Here is a 15631-nt window from a genome sequence, read left to right on the forward strand (position 1 = left end):
GACATATTTTCCGGCACCCACACCGATGCACCGGCTCCCACCAGGACGGATGAGGTTTCCGGCAAGGGCAGTGTCCCGCGGTACAAGCACCGCCCGCCGGGACGGAGAGAAGACGTCGAGTCACCAGGTACAGAAGCGATACGATCATCCACACCTGGTTGCGGCTTCTGCACGCCGGGGCGGAGCGTTTGACCAGCAGCGATGAATAACCGAGCCCCACAGACCTCAACAACAGCGCTGGAACTAGAGCAACGTCATCCGTACCAGGTGACGTTGCAGATATAGATGCAGTGATGGCGTGGTACTGAGAGGAAGCTGATGAAGCCGCGTCCGCTGAGAATGTCGAATTCTCGGAGTCCGCCTTCTCGGTCGAAGGGCCGACCCACCTTTGCCGCGTCGACTCCAAGCGCGGCGAGTTCGGTCGCCAGTCGCTCGACCTCTGCTACGACACCTGGCGCAAGTCCGTCGGCGACGTACTCCTGACTCGGGTTGTACTCCCAGGTCCAGTCGGTCACAGCCCCGCCTCGGCCTCCGCGGCCTTCCGGATCTGCCGAATTTCATGGATGGCCGCCGTCGGGTCCTGTTCGGCCATATCGACGATCTGCTCGAGTTCACGGAGGCGGGCGGCGCGTTCCGGGTGCCGCTCGATGGCGACGAACACGGCCCATGAGTGGACGAAAGCCCGCAGGGGCGCGAGGCTCTGTGTCTGCTGTGCGTTTGTAGTCGCCTCGAACAGGTGCTGAGTGAGCGCAGGGACTCTGCTGGGAGCGATCCGGGCGACAGCCGTGCGCAGTGCGTCAGGGGTGAGGTCGGGCATGGGGATCAGGGGTCCATACGGGCCGTCTGGCTGCGCACTCACGATGACCTCCAGTGCAGGGTTTGCTCGTCGTACCCTACCGTGCGGGCGCGGTAGCCGTGGGAGACTCCTGTCCGCTCCGCAAGCCGTCGCGCTACGGTGCGGTACGGATCGGCACGTAGAGTTGCCGCGTGACTGGGGGCAAGGGGTCGCAGGTTCAAATCCTGTCGTCCCGACCAGCGTTTTCGCAGGTCGGAGGCCGTTTTCGTGGGTAGCGGGGGGCGGTCTTAACCGTTTCCGGGCTGGGAGTAAGTGGGAGCCCTCGTGCTCCCAACTCGCAGACGCGTCAACGGTGTCCGATTCATCCGTCACCCGTTCCGGTAGACCTACGGCGCAGTACAGAGATCTCGTGCGCCGTCGTCAACCGTAGGCCCCTGCGATCACCCCATCGGATTCGGATGCTCTCTACATCAAGAGGCATAAGGGCCCTTGTCGGCTCCCGACCCCCTTTCCGGGGTGGGAGCGCGGAGTCGCGCTCCCCATACGACAGGGGAGCGGGGGACTGTGGGTGATCTTTCCGGGTAGGTTTCCGCAGGCAGGCCGCGTGCGGGCGTCCTGGTCGCCGCGGACGGCCAGCGCCGAGGGGGAGTAAAGCCCCTTGGCGTCTGCCGGCAGATAGGGCACTCCCAGGGCGCGAGCGCCGTAGTCGGCTCTGGAGCGCCGTAGCGAGCACGTTTGCGGAGACTTGTCAGAAGAAAAAGTGTGCCAGGCGAGCGAGGATATGGCACCGATGTGTGCGTGCTTGACATGGCGGTCGACGAGCACTGCGAAGCGTCTTGTCGTTGATGTATCCGGCCTGGATGGCATTTGACCCTGTGCTTGCCGAATATCTTGTCCGTGCAGGTCACGCGGCATGTCTGTATTCGTGGAGGATGCCGCCAAGGCGGTCGTGGCGTCAGCAGGGCGAGGGCTCGCAGGGCGTGGAGGAGGTGGCGCTGGTTTCAGATCAAGGTCCGGTCCAGGAGCTCGTGTCTGCAGGTCTGCACCCACCTTTCCATGATCAAGTTCATTCTCGGCATCTGGATGCCGGTGAGCGACGAGGCCGACGACCGCCAGTCCAGGTGCAGGCTTCCGACCAGGGCGGATGACATTCTCGGCAAGCGCAGGTCGCCGTCGGAGAGGCCCAGGACCGTCTGGGCCGAAGGGAGCGTGATTGTTCACCACCGTGCCGTGCGGGACCACCATCAGCTGAGCCAGTAGCACCGCGCCTGGCGGTTCAGGGCCCGGGGAGGGGCAGGCCCTCGCGTCACGGTCGGGCGCTTTCTGGGCACCGCCGTGTGCCGGATTCGTTGAGCGCCCGTAGGCCCTGGATGAGCAGGTGCAGGCCGAATTCGAAGTGGGCTGTGAAGTCGGTGCTGGTGAGGGTGGGCAAGGCGGCGACGAGGTGGGGGAACGACCCGGACTCCACAGCCTGGCGCAGGCGTTCGGGGTCCGCGTCCGCTTCGTCGCCGGGCCGGAGGGCGGCCTGTTCCTCCAGGGCATGGCCGACCGTGAAGTTGGCCACCGCCATCAGGGTACGAGCCGCGTCCTCATTGGTGAAGCCCGCCTCGCGCAGCACGCCGGTGACGGTTTCGGAGAAGCGCAGAGTGTGCGCCCCTGTCGAGTGCGTACCAGCGAATACACGAGCGCCGTCGCGGTGGGTGAGCAGGGCCGTGCGCATCGCTCGGGCCAGGTCGGCCAGGCGCTCATCCCAGTCGCTGTTCTCGCGGGGGACAGGGATGTCGGCCAGCATCCGTTCGGCCATCGCGGTCAGCAGGTCTTGCTTGGTGGCGAAGTGGCGGTACAGCGCCCCGGCCTGCACACCCAGGGAGTCGGCCAGGCGGCGCATGGTCAGGTCGTCGAGGCCGAGGGAGTCCAGCAGTTGCAGGGCGGTGTCGACGGTGCTCGACCGGTCGAGCCGGGCGGGCCTGCCTCGGCCGGGACTTGACGTGGAACTCATGGACCCCACTATAGTGAACAGCGTTCTCGTGAACGTTGTTCACTAAATGGAAGGCCCTGCCTATGCATGCCGATGTGATCGTCGTCGGTGCCGGACCGACCGGCCTGATGCTCGCCTGCGAGCTGGCGCTGGCAGGTGTCCGCACGCGGATCATCGAGCGGCGCACCGAGCCGCAGCGAGACTCCCGTGCGTTGACCCTGCATCCGCGCAGTGTGGAACTGATGGACCTGCGCGGCCTCGCGCCCCGATTCCTCGCGCTCGGCCGTACGGTGCCGAGCTGGCACTTCGCGGGCCTGGACACCCAGCTCGACTTTGCCGCGCTCGACAGCCGGCACGGCTACACCCTGTTCCTTCCCCAGGCGCGTTCCGAATTCCTCCTCCAGGAGCGTGCGTTGGAGCTGGGGGTGGAGATCACCCGCGGCTATGAGAGCACCGGTCTCCGCCAGGACGCGGACGGCGTCGAGGTGCAGGTCCGCGGACCGGGCGGCCGCGCCGAGACCCTGTGTGCGCGGTATGTCGTCGGGTGCGACGGCGGTCGCAGCGGGGTGCGCGAGGCCGCCGGTATCGCCTTCCCAGGTGTCGACGAGACCTTGAGCGGGGTACTCGGGGACTTCGCGGTGGTCGATCCCGATCCGGCCGCGCTCGACCGGGCGCGGGCGCTCGGCGTGCTGGTGGCGCCCTTGGACGGTGGACTGACCCGTTTGGTGTACCTGGATCCGGAGCGGATGCGTATCCCCAGCGGTGTGCCCGTGTCCTTGGAGGAGTTCCGTACGTCGCTGACCAGGATCTGCGGCTCCGACCTCGGGGTCGCCGAGCCGCGGTGGATGTCGCGCTTCGGCAACGCCACCCGCCTCGCGGACAGCTACCGGCGTGGCCGCGTTCTCCTGGCGGGCGATGCCGCCCACATCCATTTCCCCGCGGCCGGCCAAGGGCTGAACACCGGTCTCCAGGACGCCATGAACCTGGGGTGGAAGCTGGCCGCCGAGACAAACGGCTGGGCGCCACCCGGTCTGCTGGACAGCTACGACGCCGAACGCCGGCCGGTCGGGCGAGCCGTCACCGAGAACACCGAGGTGCAGACCCTGCTCGCGGAGTTGACGCTCGTCCCGCAGTATCACCGCCCCGCCGCCGCCCTGCGCGGCCTGCTGGACGAACTGCTGCGCATCCCGGAGGTCAATCGCCGCATCGCCGGCCAGGTTTCCGCACTCGCCACCAGCTACTCGGACAGCGACGGCCACGCCGCCGACCCGTTGGTGGGCCGGCGGATGCCCGACATCGGGCTCATCGACGCCCCGTCGGCGGCGACACGGGCCTACGAGCTGTTCTCCCGGGGCCGCTTCGTCCTCCTCGGCCTCGCCGGAGACGCCGGCTTGGGGCAGACCGTCGACGCCGGGTGGGACTCGCGGGTCACCGCCGTCACCGTCACCGAGCACGACGGCCATCCGGAACTGGACGGGGTCACCGAGGTGCTTGTCCGCCCCGACGGGCACATCGCCTGGGCCACTCGCGGCACTGAACCGGACGCCCGGCGCGCCGAGCGGGTCACCGCCCTCGCAGCCTGGGCCGGCGCAACGCAAGGGGTGGCCACCCGGTGACCGTGACCCGTCTCAACCCCCCGGGCGTGTACAACCCGTCCGACGCCATCACCCAGATCGTCACCGTCGAAGACGTCCGGCTGGTGCACCTGTCCGGTCAGGTCGCCTCGGACAGCGAGGGACGGCCTGTCGGACCGGGCGACCACGCGGCCCAGGCCGCACAGATCGCCCGCAATCTCGACGCGGCGCTCGCCTCGGTCGGCGCCACCCGGGACGACATCGTCCAGGAGACCGTCTTCGTCGTCGATTACACCCCAGAGCTACTGCCCGCGATCTTCGAACCGCTGCGGGCCGGAACGGTGCGGACACCGGCCAGCACGCTGGTGGGCGTGTCGGCGCTCTTCGCCCCTGACTATCTGGTCGAGGTCCAGGTGGTCGCCGCGGTCGGCCTGGTTCCGGCCGCGACGCCGAGTGGGCCGCCGAGCGTTGGAAGGGCGGCCGAGGAGGATCTCGAAGCAGCGCTCACTCGTCGCGCCTGGGCAGACCCGGCCCTCGCCGAGCAGCTGGAACGCGATCCGGGCCCCGCTCTGGCAGCGCTGGGTGTGATGGTGCCACCAGGCATCACGGTGCAGGTCAAACTGCAGAAACGCGACACTCTCTACTACGTCGTCCCGCCCGCGAGAAAGCCCGGTGAGCCGGACCAACGCGAGGCGGTGAACCTCATGGACCAGTGGGGCAGCGGCGACATGTTCGTCTGGGTTCTGCCCGAGCGGCTCAAGGCCGGGCTACTGGCCATGCGCCGCGGCTTCCACCGGTCCCATCCCGCCACCGATGCGAGGAGCAGCGATGACAGTTGACGCCGGCACCGCCCACACCCTGCGGATCGTCAACGACCCCACCTACCGTGCCAGGATGCTCGCCGACCCGAAGCGGGTGCTCTGCGAGGAATCCGGCTACCGCCCGTGCGAGGACTTCGCCGTCGAGGTCGTCGAGGAGCGGGACGACACCATCGTCATCCTGCTGCCCGCGCGGCCGCGGGACGGCGAGGACTTCGAAGTGCGCCTGGCAGAGACCTCGCAGCGGGTCCACGACGTGCTGTTCTCCTCCGGGGTCGGTGGCTTCTTCATCCCCGATGATCGACTGAAGTGGATCCTGCGGGGCATCCGCTCCTCGTGGGCCGCCAGGGCCGAAGGGCGGCAGTGATGGCCACTTTCGTCCTGGTGCACGGATCGTGGCTGGGCGGCTGGGTCTGGGAGCCGGTCGCCGCCGGGTTAGGGGCGTCCGGACACACCGTCCACTGCCCCTCGCTGACCGCAGCAGGCCCACACGTGGGACTGGACACACACATCGACGACATTGTTGGGCTGATCGACCGTCACGCTCTCACCGACGTGGTCCTTGCGGGCCACAGCTACGGGGGCATGGTCATCACCGGAGTCGCGTACCGGCGGTCGGCCCGCGTCCGGCGGCTCGTCTACCTTGACGCGTATCTTCCCAGGCCAGGCCAGGCGGCCTTCGACATCCAGCCCGGGCTCCGTGACGCGTTCGCCGCCGCGGCGGCATCGCGGCCGACGACGGAGCCGTGGCTGGTTCCGCCCTTCGGCTTCGAGGCCATGGGGCTCGACCCGGCCGGACTGCGATGGGTCACCTCGCGGGCCACACCGATGAACCGGGCCACCCACGAGGAACCCTTGTGCACCCCCATGCCGCGATACACGGACCCTCCGACAACGTATGTACGGTTCGGCGCCTCTCCCTTCTTCGCCGCCACGGCTGCCACGGCGAAGTCGCGGGGTGCCCGGGTCCTGACCATCGAAGGAGCCGGTCACATGGCTCCCGTCTCCGACCACGACCGCGTGTGCGCGGTATTCCACGGCGAGAGCTGAGGAGGAGCCGATGCGCCATTCTTGCGCCGGCGCCGGCGCAAGGATCGGTCGCCAGGTCCTCGCCCGCCACTTGCGGATGTTGCGCGGAGCGGAACGAGCAGTCCCAGGGAGAGCCGCGAGTGAACTCGATCGAGGCGCAGGGGTCGAGTTCTCCGATGAAGTACCGGCTGCGGTGGCGCGTCAGATCTCGGGCGGGTCTGGGCAGGTCGATGCTGTGCATCATCCGGGGCGCCGGTCCGGGCCCGGAGTGCGTGACGATCCCGGGCACCGCTTCCACACCGCTGTCGCGCACCGCGTCCAGCAGCGGGCCGATGGCCGGTTCCCCTTCGCCTCGCACGACCACGTGGGCGGTCCCCGCGGGCCCGCTGCGGGAACGGCACAGGCGCCGCAGTACCGGCGGTGCGCCGTGGAGATGCTGGGCCGGGCAGAGGAAGCCGAGGCGAAGGCGCGACGGGCGTACGCGACCGAGCAGAACCATCGCTGGTTCCGTGCGAACCCGAACGGCGCGGACGCGGTCGCCACCGCGACGAAGTCGACCCACGCCGAGACCGAAACAGCCGCGGCCGTGCGGTGGACGGCCGCGGTTGCCCGAGCTCGGCGCCCGGCCCCGATCCGCGGTGAGATCGCCGGGCTCGCTCGGGGAGGCGGCCGATGTCGAGGCGTTCCTGCGGCGCGCCGTCGCCGAGGATGCCCGGCTGGACGATCCCAACTGGTCGATGGCGCGGCGGCGGCCCCGGCGTCTGGTGACCTTCTCGGATCACTGGTAGGGCTGCTGGGCCTGACCAGGGGTGTAGACGGTGCCGTTGCTGGTGATGCCGCGGCCTCGATGCAGATCCGTTCCGCTACGAGCCGGATGGCAGTAGTCCGCGGGCCAGGGTGAAGGCAGCCGTAGCGGTGGACAGGAGGGCGTTGATTCTTCCGAGGATGCGAGCCGTCCTGTCGGCATCCTGCGCCTCGACGGCCGCGGCCAGGTCGTCGGCGTACTCCCGCGCCCTTACCGCCTCATCGGACGTCGCGGTGTCCGCGTCCGTGCGCAGGGCGTCGATCAGTTGCTGGTGGGGAATGTCAGGCGCGTTCGCCCGGTTGCCGTAGCCGCCGTGGGCCACCGAATGATGGCTGTTGACGTTCGCCACGATGAAGCCGCCCGGTCCAGTGGAGATGTGCACCCCTTCGCCTCCTGTCCAGATGAACTTGCCCTCGTACTCGGTCCAGCCCTTGTGCGTCACGCTGTAGCTACCGAACCGCCAACCCTCCACGTCGATCAGTTTGTGCTTGAGCAGCTCGGCCAGGATGCGCATGACGTCCGCCCGGTTCCATCCTCGCTCGGCAAAGTAGTCGGTCATCATCACGCGCCGCCCCGGGTTCGCCGCCCGTCGGCATATCTCGCGGAATACCTGCCCCTGATAGATCTCCAACTGGCTCGGCGCGACCGTCGGCTCCGGCAGCCGCCGCCGGTGCACCACTCCGCGGATCCACACGAACAGTACGTAGATCAACCAGCACAGCAAGGCGATCACAAATAGCGCCGATTCCACGCTCGTCAACCTCCCCCCGTCGGTCCTAAGCCAACACATTTTAGGACCAGTTGGCGCGCTGTGAAATCGGTGCCACCAAACAGTGTGGAGGGCGGCTTGTTCTCAGACCCACTGGGCGCTGCGCTTCTCAGCTCCCGCCCGCCCGCGCCTGACCGTCGTCGGACCGTGCCTGGCCGCGAACAGCGACGGCACGTACGGGGCGGGCAGAGAAGGCGTCATGAGCGAGGACCAGCATCGCGACGAGCTGCTCGTCGGAGGCGGCCGACGGCATCGCACCACCGGCTGGCGCCTTTACGGACTCCGAAGCCGGCGTCGTGGAGTGCGGCGGGTAGTTCCTCGACCGGACGCAGGGCTTCGGTGGTGCGTGGGCTGGTGGTGCCGGTCGTGATGAGGGTGACGACGATCGGGTGTGTGCTGAGCGCGTGGTGGATTCGGTGCCCGATGGCGCGGAGGCGTTCGGTCCAGGGCTGGCCGCGGCCGGGGATGGTGATGCCGGAGAAGACGCGCTGGAGGATGCCGCTGTTCGATCGCGGCCTTGTTGGGGACGTGCTTGGAGAGCGACGTGGCTTCGACGGCTCACCGTCCCGCCCGCTCCAGCGCCCCGCGCAGCTCCGCCGCGCTCGCGCAGCCGATCTCGGGGTGCTCCCGCAGCGCCGTGTCGATGACCTCCGCGAGGCGTCGCGGGATGGCCGGGTCGCGGCGGCGGATCGGGATCGCCGGCTTCTGCAGGACGACCTGCCAGGGGTCCTTGGCGCGCGGGAAATCGCGCGGGGTCCTTCCGGTCAGCGTGTGGTAGAGGCAGGCGGCAAATGCCCAGACGTCCACGGCGGGGGTGGCCTTGCGGAAGTCGATGACCTGTTGGCGCGGCATGAACATCGGCTTGCCGGCCGTGGTGCCGGTGCGTGTCAGCCCGCTCAGGCCCGCCTGGTCGAATGCCTTTCCGATGCCGAAGTCCGCGATCTTCGCCGTCGTCGAGCCGTCGGTCTCCCGGTGCAGCAGGATGTTGGAGGGCTCAGGTCGCGGTGGACGACACCCTGCCCGTGCGCGTATTCCAGGCCCTTGAGCGCCTGCACCGCGATGGGCACCGCTTCCTCGACCGGAAGCCGCCCGCCGCGTTCGGCGACGAGCCGGTCCAGGCTGCCGCCGGTGCAGAACTCGGTTGTCAGATAGAAGGTCCCGTATCCGAAGCCCGCGTCGTGCGGCGCGACGACGTGCGGATGCTTCATCGCCCGGGTGAGCGCCACCTCGCGCAGGAACCGGGCGCGCGCCGTCTCGCTCGCCGCCACCTTCGGCAGCATCACCTTCAGCGCCACCTCGACGCCGGTGGCCTGGTGCCGGGCCAGGTACACCGCGCCCATGCCGCCACGGCCGAGCTCCCGGATCACCGAGTAGCCGCGGATGGCCTTGAGGTCGGCGCGGCCGCCGTGCGCCAGCTCGAGCAGCAGCTTGAGCACGGCGTCGGGCCGGGCCTGACAGGCGGCGCACAACAACTCGCCGGGGCGGCCGCCCGCCTCGTCGCCCAGCTCGCGCTCGCACTTGGCGCAGCGCGCGAGCCTCAGCGTGGCGACCTGCGGCCGCGTGATGTCGACGCGGAACACAGTGTCACCGAGGCGGATCCGGTCGCCGTCCTTGAGGTCGTGCTCGGGGTAGGAATCCGCGACGGCCTCCTCGGGGGTGAGGCCGCGGCGCCGCTGGCCGATCTTCTCGCCGTTGACGTACGTGCCGTTGAGGCTGCCGAAGTCGCGGATGCGGATGTCCGGCGGGTTGATGTCGAGCAGGCAGTGGTGGCGGGAGACGGTCTTGTGGTCGGAGTCGTCGGGCAGTCGCGGCGAACAGTCGGTGGAGCGGCCGAGGACGCAGGTGGTGCGCTCCTCGAAGACGTACGCGCCGGGCTTCACCCGGCCCTCGACGAGGGTGAGCGTGACGGTGGCCGAGGGCGTCACAGAGGATCGTCTCCTTGTGTGAGGGGAGGGCTTCGGGGGACGGGACGGTGAACGTGAGCGTGCCGTCCGCGGCGTCGGACAGTACGCATCCCGCTCCGCTCAGTCGGCCACCAGCTCCCAGTCGAGGTCCCAGAGCCGGATGCCGTCGTCTCCCGCCGAGACCAAGTTGCGCAGGTCGGGGGTGAGTTCGAGGTGCCGGATGCGTTGTTGGTGCCCTTCGAGCACGTGCAGGCATCGGCCGGTGGCGACCTCCCACATCCGTACGGATCTGTCGTGGCCGGCCGAGAAGGCGAACCGGGCGTCGGGGGTGAACCGCACGGCGGAGACCCAGCCCTCGTGCCCCGTGAACTCGCGTACGGACCGCCCGGAACCGGCGTCCCACAGCCGGATCGGTTCGTCCTTGGCGCCCGAGGACATGACCTGGTGTGTGGACATGGCCAGGCGGCCGTCGGCGCTCAGGCACGCCGACAGGATCGGTTCCCGGGGGCCGGTCCAGGTCCGCAGGCAGGCTCCGGTGTCAAGATCCAGCAGCCGGAGCACGCCGCCCGAGTCGCCGACCGCCGCGAGCCGCCCGTCCGCGGACGTGGAGATCACGTTGACCGGGCCGTTCCGGGTGATCGTCGCGACGCAGCGGTCGTCGTCCAGGTCCCATCGGCGCAGGACACCGTCGCCGCCGCCGAACCAGGCGTACCTTCCGTCGCCGGTGAACCTGATGGTCCGCCTCATGTCCCAGTCCGGAGTCAGCCGACGGCACTCGCCGTCTGCCAGTCGCCGCCGAATGATCGCGAGTGGCTTGGTGCCCTCGCACAGGACGTGCCGACCGTCGTCGCTCAACGCCACCCCGCCCACCCTGCCCGGGTGATCGTTGAGGACGTGCGTGCACGCGCCGCTGTCCAGATCCCACATCCGTACGGTGCCGTCGCTCTGCCCGCTGACGGCGAGCCGGACATCCGCGGCGACACCGATCGCCGTGATGGCGCCGAAGGAGAGGTGGCCGGCGTCCAGTGGCCGCGACCAGGCGGAGCGCAGCCGTACGTGGCGCGCCGAGCGGCCCAGTTCGTGCCAGGCGGCCAGGACCTGGGGCGCGCGCTCGTATCCCGGGATCTCGCGTGCGCGGGTCAACAGGCCGAAGGCTGACCGGTGTCGGCCGTTCGACATCGCCTGGCGTGCTTCGGCGAGCAGTTCCTCGGCCAGTCCGCCGAGCCGGCTGACCTCCGCGTACTCGCGCGGCTTGATCAGGTGCGGCTCGGCGGTGTATTCGGTATCGGGCAAACGCCAGCGATGCATGGGCAGTTCGGGGTGTCCGCCGACGGAAGCGCCGAACCGGTCGTCGCTGTCGGGGAATCCGACGTGGTGCATTCCGTACGCGTGGGCGGTGAAGGTCCGCAGACACCGGCCGCTGCTCAGCTCCCAGATCTGAACGGTGTGGTCGCCGGTCGTACCGGACAGCAGCAGCCGCCCACTGTCGCTGAAGGCCAGGTGACCGGCCGCGGCGGTCAGCCCCGTCAACGTACGCAACGTACGGACCCGCCGGCCGTTCCCCACATCCCACAACCGGATCACCCGGTCCTCGCCGGCCACCGCGACCATCCGCCCGTCGGGACTGAAGCACAGCGCATGCGTCGCCGAGCCGGCGGCCAGCACCTGGCACCGGCCATCGGCCACGCTCCACAGCCGCGCCCCGTCCTCCTCGGCGGTGAGCACATGGCGCCCGTCGGCGCTCACCTCGTACTGCGAGCCGTCCAGGGCGCTGTCCTTGAGCGCTGCCCTGAGCGACCACCGGCGGGTCCCGGTCCGCGGTTCCCAGACCTGGACGCGCCCGTCCGCACCACGCCACACACCGATGCGTCCGTCGGCACTCAACCTGACCGGGCACCCCGTGGCGCGTGCGGCGGAGCGGATGACGCGGGTACACCTGCCCGCCCTGAGATCCCAGAACTGCACCGTGCCGTCGCGGCTCGTGGACAGTGCGTACGAGCCGTCAGGGGTGAGGTCGACGCCGAGCACCTGCGTGGGGTGGCCCTTGACCGCCAACCGCTGTGCGCAGGTCGCCGTGGACCACAGCCGCAGCACGCCGTCCCAGTGGCCGCTCAGCGCGAGGCGTCCGTCGGGAGCGAACCGGATCGGCAGGTAGCCCATCACCTCGTGCCGGGCGAGCAGTTTCACCGGCGCGAACGGCAGCGCGAACGGCTCGCGGAATTCGCGGGTGTCGGTGTGGCGGGCATCGGCCACGGTTCCGGAGGTCGTCACCCGCAGCGCCGCCCGTACGTCGGTGTCGTCGGGCCGTTCGCGGGCGAGGGCGTCGAGCAGGTCGTGTGCCGCCGCGAGGTCGCCGCGTTCGAGGTGGACCCGGGCCAGAAACAGCCGCACCTGCCAGGAGGACGTGCCGGACCCACGCGGGATCGCCTCCAGCCGGGCGACGAGTTCCCCATCGGTGATCGCCCCCGTACGCCACTGGAACAGGCCACCGTTGTACACGGCCGCGACGTGGTGCGGGTCGACCGCGAGCGCCTGGTCGAAGGCATGTTCGGCGTCGGCGGCCCGGTCCAGGTCGAGGAGCGACAGGCCACGGTTGTTGAGCTCGTCGGCGCGCAGATCGGCGGCCTGCGACGTGGGACGCGGATACGCCGAGCCGGTCGCCTGCTCGTAGATCCCGGTCAGTACATCCGCGATGTCCGCCATCGAGGCCGGCCGGTGGGCCGGGTGCTGCCGCAGGCAACGCCGGAGCAGGTGGGCGACTTCCGGCGGCGCCGCGACCGGGTTCGAGGGGTCGGCCAGGTATTCCTCCAGCGCGAGACCCGCGACCGAACCAGCCGCCCAATGCACACCGCCGGTGAACATCTCCAGGACCGAGACCGCGAAACTGTAGACATCGCTGCGCCGCCCGACGGGCTCGCCCGCGAGCTGCTCCGGGGACGCGTAGCCGACCGTCATGCCGCCGAACGGCACCAACACGCTGACATCGGGCGTCAGTTGGAGGTCAGCCGGGGCCGTGGTGGCCTTGGACCGGGCGAGACCGAAGTCGGTGATCTTCGCGGCGCCCGTGCCGTCGAGCAGAATGTTGGCCGGCTTCACGTCCTGGTGCACCAGGTCTCTGCGATGGGCGTGCTCGAGCCCACGGGCCGCTTGGACCGCCGTGTCGAGGACACGGGCGAGGGCCTGCGGCGCATCCCCGGCGTAGAGGCGCCCGTCGCCGATCCACTCGGCCAGGCTGCCGCCGTCGACGTACTCGGCGAACACGCGGGGGACACCGTCGATCACCCGCACGTAATGGCAGGCGCAGACGTTCGGATGGAGCCCGAGGGACACCCACGCCTCGGCCTCCCTGACGAACAGCTCCTGATCGCCGGGGCTCCGGAACAGCTCGGGCCGCGAACTCTTCACCGCCATGTCGATGCCCCAGGCGAGATGCCGTACCCGGTGCACGACGCCCATCCCGCCCCGGCCAAGCTCGCCGATCACCCGGTACCGGCCGTCGATGGTCTCGCCGGTCACCCAAACTGCCGGCGACGTAGGTGCGTTCACTGCGATTCCTCATCGTGATTGCGGCAGAAGTCGCTGTCCTGGAAGGCCCGGACGCAGATGGCCCCGTTGTCAGATTTCGACGAGGGTCAGTATGTGACGTCGTCGATCCTGGTGTCGATGTTTCAGGCTCACCGCGGGGGTGCGGGAGCGCGCCGTTCAGTCCTTCGCCGAGATGCCCACCTGCGGGGAGGTCTGAAGGGCCGGTCGACCGCCGCGTGCAACTTTTTCCACCGCACTGCTCGGTCGCTTCCTGTGGGGGCTCGACTCCTACAACTCGATCTCCACAGCGAAATCCGCGCTGCCGCGCGGGGGCTTCTCCCTCTTCCTGTGGGGGCGTTCCACGGTCTGGTTCGAGATCGTCTACCACGCCGTGATCGTGGTGTCCGCGCGACGGCCGTGCTGTACTTCGCCGCCGGCTACTGGAAGATCACCGGCAAGGTGTGGCAGGACGGCGTGGCGATGTACTCGCGCTGCCCTTCGCCATCCTGTCCGCCCGCCCCTGGATCCGGAAGGCCAACACCCTGGCCCTTGAGGGCATGCACCCGCGCGCATCAGAACGCGGCCGGGGCCCGTAAAAAGGGGGCCCCGGCTGCCGAGCCCCACGACCACGCCATCGGCCGCTCCCGCGGAGGACTGAGCACCAAGGTCCACCTCGCCGCAGACGGGAACTGCCGGCTCCAGGGTCAAGAAACCGGCAGTGCGATGCTGTCGATCGCGGCGTCGGCGATGCGGTTCCTGGTCTCCGTGTCGAACCCCGCCTTGGCGAGCGCCTCGAGCCCGCGATGCGTGGTGAGGATCAGCCCGCCGAGCACCTCAGCGTCGGCGGCCGGATCCACGTGCCCGGCGCGCTGCGCCTGCTCGACAAGTTGGCGGCAGCTGTCGAGTAGCGTTTCGTGCGCCGCGAGCGACCTGGTCGCGATGTCGTCGTTCTCCCACGCCAGTTCGGCCGTGGCCTTGGCCAGCAGGCAGCCACGCCGGTCGGTGTAGCTCTCCGGCGCCCGGAGCCAATTGCGGAGGCGGTCGAGCGCCTGGTCCTCCGGGCCTTCGAGCCGGGCGGCGGCGCCCTTTTCGGAGCTCGCGCAGTACTCCTCGAACACTCGCTGGAACAGTGCCTCCTTGTCGCCAAACGCGCCGTAGAGGCTTCCCTTGCTGAGCCCTGTCGCGCGGGAGAGATCGTCGACCGAGGTGCCGTGGTAGCCGGTTTCGTTGAACTGCCGACGCGCAGCGACTATGACGTCTTGCTCGTTGAATTTCCGTGGTCGCGCCATGCCTCTATGATACGCCGTTCTGAACTCCCGGTCCGAAACTTCTGGACGTTCGGTCCAGAACTCGATATAGTGGACCGTATGTTCAGAACTCTTGCTTCGCCCAGCACCACCGAGTTCGCCGGCAAGCGCGCGATCGTTACGGGAGGTTCTCGCGGGATCGGCGCGGCTATCGTGCAGCGGCTGCTCGACGGCGGCGCGACCGTCGTTACCACGGCGCGTAACGCCACCGACGAGACGCCGAAGGCCGCCACCTTCATTCAAGGCGACATCAGCACGCTCGCGGGCGTGCAGGCGTTCACTGCGGCAGCGCTCAACGAACTCGCCGGCGTCGACATCGTGGTCAACAACGCGGCCGCGGCACGCACCCACGTCGGGGGCATTTCGTCCATCCCCGATGAGGAATGGCTCGACGCACTCGACCTTAACTACCTGTCCGCCGTGAGGGTCAACAGCGCGCTGCTGCCGGCGCTGCGCGAGGCCGGGTCGGGCAGCGTGATCGTCAACATCTCATCGGGGGCGGCCCTCACGCCTGTGCCGCCATTGGCCCACTACGGTGCCGCCAAGGCCGCGCTCAACACCTATGGCAAGGCGCTCGCTTCCGAGCTCGCGCCCGCCGGAATCCGCGTCACCACGATCATGCCCGGCAACGTGCTCACCCCGGGCGCCGACGTGATCCGCCAGAACTTCGCCGACGCGATGAGCGTCTCGCTTGCCGACGTCACGGCGGACGTCCCTCTGGGTCGCCCCGGAGACCCGCGCGACATCGCCGAGGCCGTTGCCTATCTCGCATCGGACCGGGCTCAGTGGGTCACCGGAGCGAGCCTGATAGTCGACGGCGGCGAACTCCCCGTCATCTAGGGCCTTTCGTTTGCGTCATCGGGCGGACCAGATGAAGATGCCTGCGAGGTGGAGCCCGGCGAGGTAAATGGTCGCGGTCTTGTCGTAGCGGGTGGCGAGCCCGCGCCACTGTTTCAACTTGTTGGTGCAGCGCTCGACGGTGTTGCGCTGCTTGTAGGTATCGTGCCCGAAGAATGGTGGTCTGCCGCCGCGGCTGCCCCGGCGGAGCCGGTGGTCGCGCTGGTCGGCCGGGACGGGGATGACCGCGCGGATTTTTCGAGGCCGACATCCGGGACTGCTTCGGAAC

The 15631-nt window shown here is 69.3% G+C and carries 12 protein-coding genes and 4 pseudogenes; 7 read left to right on the plus strand and 9 right to left on the minus strand.

Annotated elements, in window-relative coordinates; translation table 11 throughout:
* Positions 1 to 254 precede the first annotated feature (254 nt).
* The 3 genes from ACZ6TD_RS37875 to ACZ6TD_RS37885 form a co-directional block, all read right to left on the minus strand.
* Positions 255 to 515: a hypothetical protein gene (locus tag ACZ6TD_RS37875; protein ID WP_471345342.1), complete on the minus strand. Its 261-nt coding sequence runs from the start codon at positions 513 to 515 to the stop codon at positions 255 to 257.
* Positions 512 to 817, minus strand: coding sequence for a hypothetical protein (locus ACZ6TD_RS37880; protein ID WP_471345344.1), 306 nt, complete (start codon positions 815 to 817; stop codon positions 512 to 514). The genes ACZ6TD_RS37875 and ACZ6TD_RS37880 overlap by 4 nt, the downstream gene beginning before the upstream one ends.
* Before the next feature lie 1285 nt (positions 818 to 2102).
* Positions 2103 to 2795 carry a TetR/AcrR family transcriptional regulator gene (locus ACZ6TD_RS37885; protein WP_471345346.1) on the minus strand — a complete coding sequence of 231 codons (693 nt, stop codon included), beginning with the start codon at positions 2793 to 2795 and terminating at the stop codon, positions 2103 to 2105.
* Between the two features lie 62 nt (positions 2796 to 2857).
* Between ACZ6TD_RS37885 and ACZ6TD_RS37890 the strand changes: the two genes are divergently transcribed.
* Genes ACZ6TD_RS37890 through ACZ6TD_RS37905 form a run of 4 tightly spaced genes read left to right on the plus strand, consistent with a single transcriptional unit; the run spans position 2858 to position 6216 of the window.
* Positions 2858 to 4390 carry a monooxygenase gene (locus ACZ6TD_RS37890; protein WP_471345347.1) on the plus strand — a complete coding sequence of 511 codons (1533 nt, stop codon included), beginning with the start codon at positions 2858 to 2860 and terminating at the stop codon, positions 4388 to 4390.
* Positions 4387 to 5187, plus strand: coding sequence for a Rid family hydrolase (locus ACZ6TD_RS37895; RefSeq protein ID WP_471345349.1), 801 nt, complete (start codon positions 4387 to 4389; stop codon positions 5185 to 5187). The genes ACZ6TD_RS37890 and ACZ6TD_RS37895 overlap by 4 nt, the downstream gene beginning before the upstream one ends.
* Positions 5177 to 5533: a hypothetical protein gene (locus ACZ6TD_RS37900; RefSeq protein WP_471345351.1), complete on the plus strand. Its 357-nt coding sequence runs from the start codon at positions 5177 to 5179 to the stop codon at positions 5531 to 5533. The genes ACZ6TD_RS37895 and ACZ6TD_RS37900 overlap by 11 nt, the downstream gene beginning before the upstream one ends.
* Positions 5533 to 6216 (plus strand): alpha/beta fold hydrolase, encoded by a 684-nt coding sequence (locus ACZ6TD_RS37905; protein WP_471345352.1) that lies wholly within the window; start codon positions 5533 to 5535, stop codon positions 6214 to 6216. Before ACZ6TD_RS37900 ends, ACZ6TD_RS37905 begins: the two co-directional genes overlap by 1 nt.
* A gap of 49 nt (positions 6217 to 6265) precedes the next feature.
* On the opposite strand, the pseudogene ACZ6TD_RS37910 reads toward ACZ6TD_RS37905, so the two are convergent.
* Positions 6266 to 6571 (minus strand): annotated as a pseudogene (locus tag ACZ6TD_RS37910) (hopanoid C-3 methylase HpnR); the annotation flags it as partial.
* A gap of 262 nt (positions 6572 to 6833) precedes the next feature.
* On the opposite strand from ACZ6TD_RS37910, the gene ACZ6TD_RS37915 reads away from it, so the two are divergent.
* Positions 6834 to 6983 (plus strand): hypothetical protein, encoded by a 150-nt coding sequence (locus tag ACZ6TD_RS37915; protein WP_471345354.1) that lies wholly within the window; start codon positions 6834 to 6836, stop codon positions 6981 to 6983.
* A gap of 75 nt (positions 6984 to 7058) precedes the next feature.
* Here ACZ6TD_RS37915 and ACZ6TD_RS37920 read toward each other — a convergent pair whose 3' ends face one another.
* From ACZ6TD_RS37920 to ACZ6TD_RS37930, 3 genes and pseudogenes are all read right to left on the minus strand, one after another.
* Positions 7059 to 7751 carry a hypothetical protein gene (locus ACZ6TD_RS37920; RefSeq protein WP_471345355.1) on the minus strand — a complete coding sequence of 231 codons (693 nt, stop codon included), beginning with the start codon at positions 7749 to 7751 and terminating at the stop codon, positions 7059 to 7061.
* A 576-nt stretch (positions 7752 to 8327) separates the two neighbouring features.
* Positions 8328 to 9694, minus strand: a pseudogene (locus ACZ6TD_RS37925) (protein kinase domain-containing protein).
* Between the two features lie 99 nt (positions 9695 to 9793).
* Positions 9794 to 13189: a WD40 repeat domain-containing serine/threonine protein kinase gene (locus tag ACZ6TD_RS37930; RefSeq protein WP_471345357.1), complete on the minus strand. Its 3396-nt coding sequence runs from the start codon at positions 13187 to 13189 to the stop codon at positions 9794 to 9796.
* Between the two features lie 573 nt (positions 13190 to 13762).
* Between ACZ6TD_RS37930 and ACZ6TD_RS37935 the strand changes: the two are divergent.
* Positions 13763 to 13885, plus strand: a pseudogene (locus tag ACZ6TD_RS37935) (IS5/IS1182 family transposase); the annotation flags it as partial.
* A gap of 17 nt (positions 13886 to 13902) precedes the next feature.
* On the opposite strand, the gene ACZ6TD_RS37940 reads toward ACZ6TD_RS37935, so the two are convergent.
* Entirely contained in the window at positions 13903 to 14487 is a 585-nt protein-coding gene (locus ACZ6TD_RS37940; protein WP_471345358.1) for a TetR/AcrR family transcriptional regulator, read from the minus strand.
* 78 nt (positions 14488 to 14565) lie between these two features.
* On the opposite strand from ACZ6TD_RS37940, the gene ACZ6TD_RS37945 reads away from it, so the two are divergent.
* Positions 14566 to 15345 (plus strand): SDR family oxidoreductase, encoded by a 780-nt coding sequence (locus tag ACZ6TD_RS37945; RefSeq protein ID WP_471345359.1) that lies wholly within the window; start codon positions 14566 to 14568, stop codon positions 15343 to 15345.
* A 15-nt stretch (positions 15346 to 15360) separates the two neighbouring features.
* Here the strand turns inward: ACZ6TD_RS37945 and ACZ6TD_RS37950 are convergent.
* Positions 15361 to 15609: pseudogene (locus tag ACZ6TD_RS37950) on the minus strand (IS5/IS1182 family transposase); the annotation flags it as partial.
* Between the last annotated feature and the right edge of the window lie 22 nt (positions 15610 to 15631).

This window comes from Streptomyces yongxingensis (genome assembly GCF_055597465.1).

Coding starts and splice junctions, on each gene's coding strand:
- ACZ6TD_RS37900 (WP_471345351.1), top strand. CDS start 5,177: ATGACAGTTGACGCCGGCACCGCCCACACCCTGCGGATCGTCAACGAC.
- ACZ6TD_RS37940 (WP_471345358.1), bottom strand. CDS start 14,487: ATGGCGCGACCACGGAAATTCAACGAGCAAGACGTCATAGTCGCTGCG.
- ACZ6TD_RS37880 (WP_471345344.1), bottom strand. CDS start 817: ATGCCCGACCTCACCCCTGACGCACTGCGCACGGCTGTCGCCCGGATC.
- ACZ6TD_RS37945 (WP_471345359.1), top strand. CDS start 14,566: ATGTTCAGAACTCTTGCTTCGCCCAGCACCACCGAGTTCGCCGGCAAG.
- ACZ6TD_RS37905 (WP_471345352.1), top strand. CDS start 5,533: ATGGCCACTTTCGTCCTGGTGCACGGATCGTGGCTGGGCGGCTGGGTC.
- ACZ6TD_RS37885 (WP_471345346.1), bottom strand. CDS start 2,795: ATGAGTTCCACGTCAAGTCCCGGCCGAGGCAGGCCCGCCCGGCTCGAC.
- ACZ6TD_RS37890 (WP_471345347.1), top strand. CDS start 2,858: ATGCATGCCGATGTGATCGTCGTCGGTGCCGGACCGACCGGCCTGATG.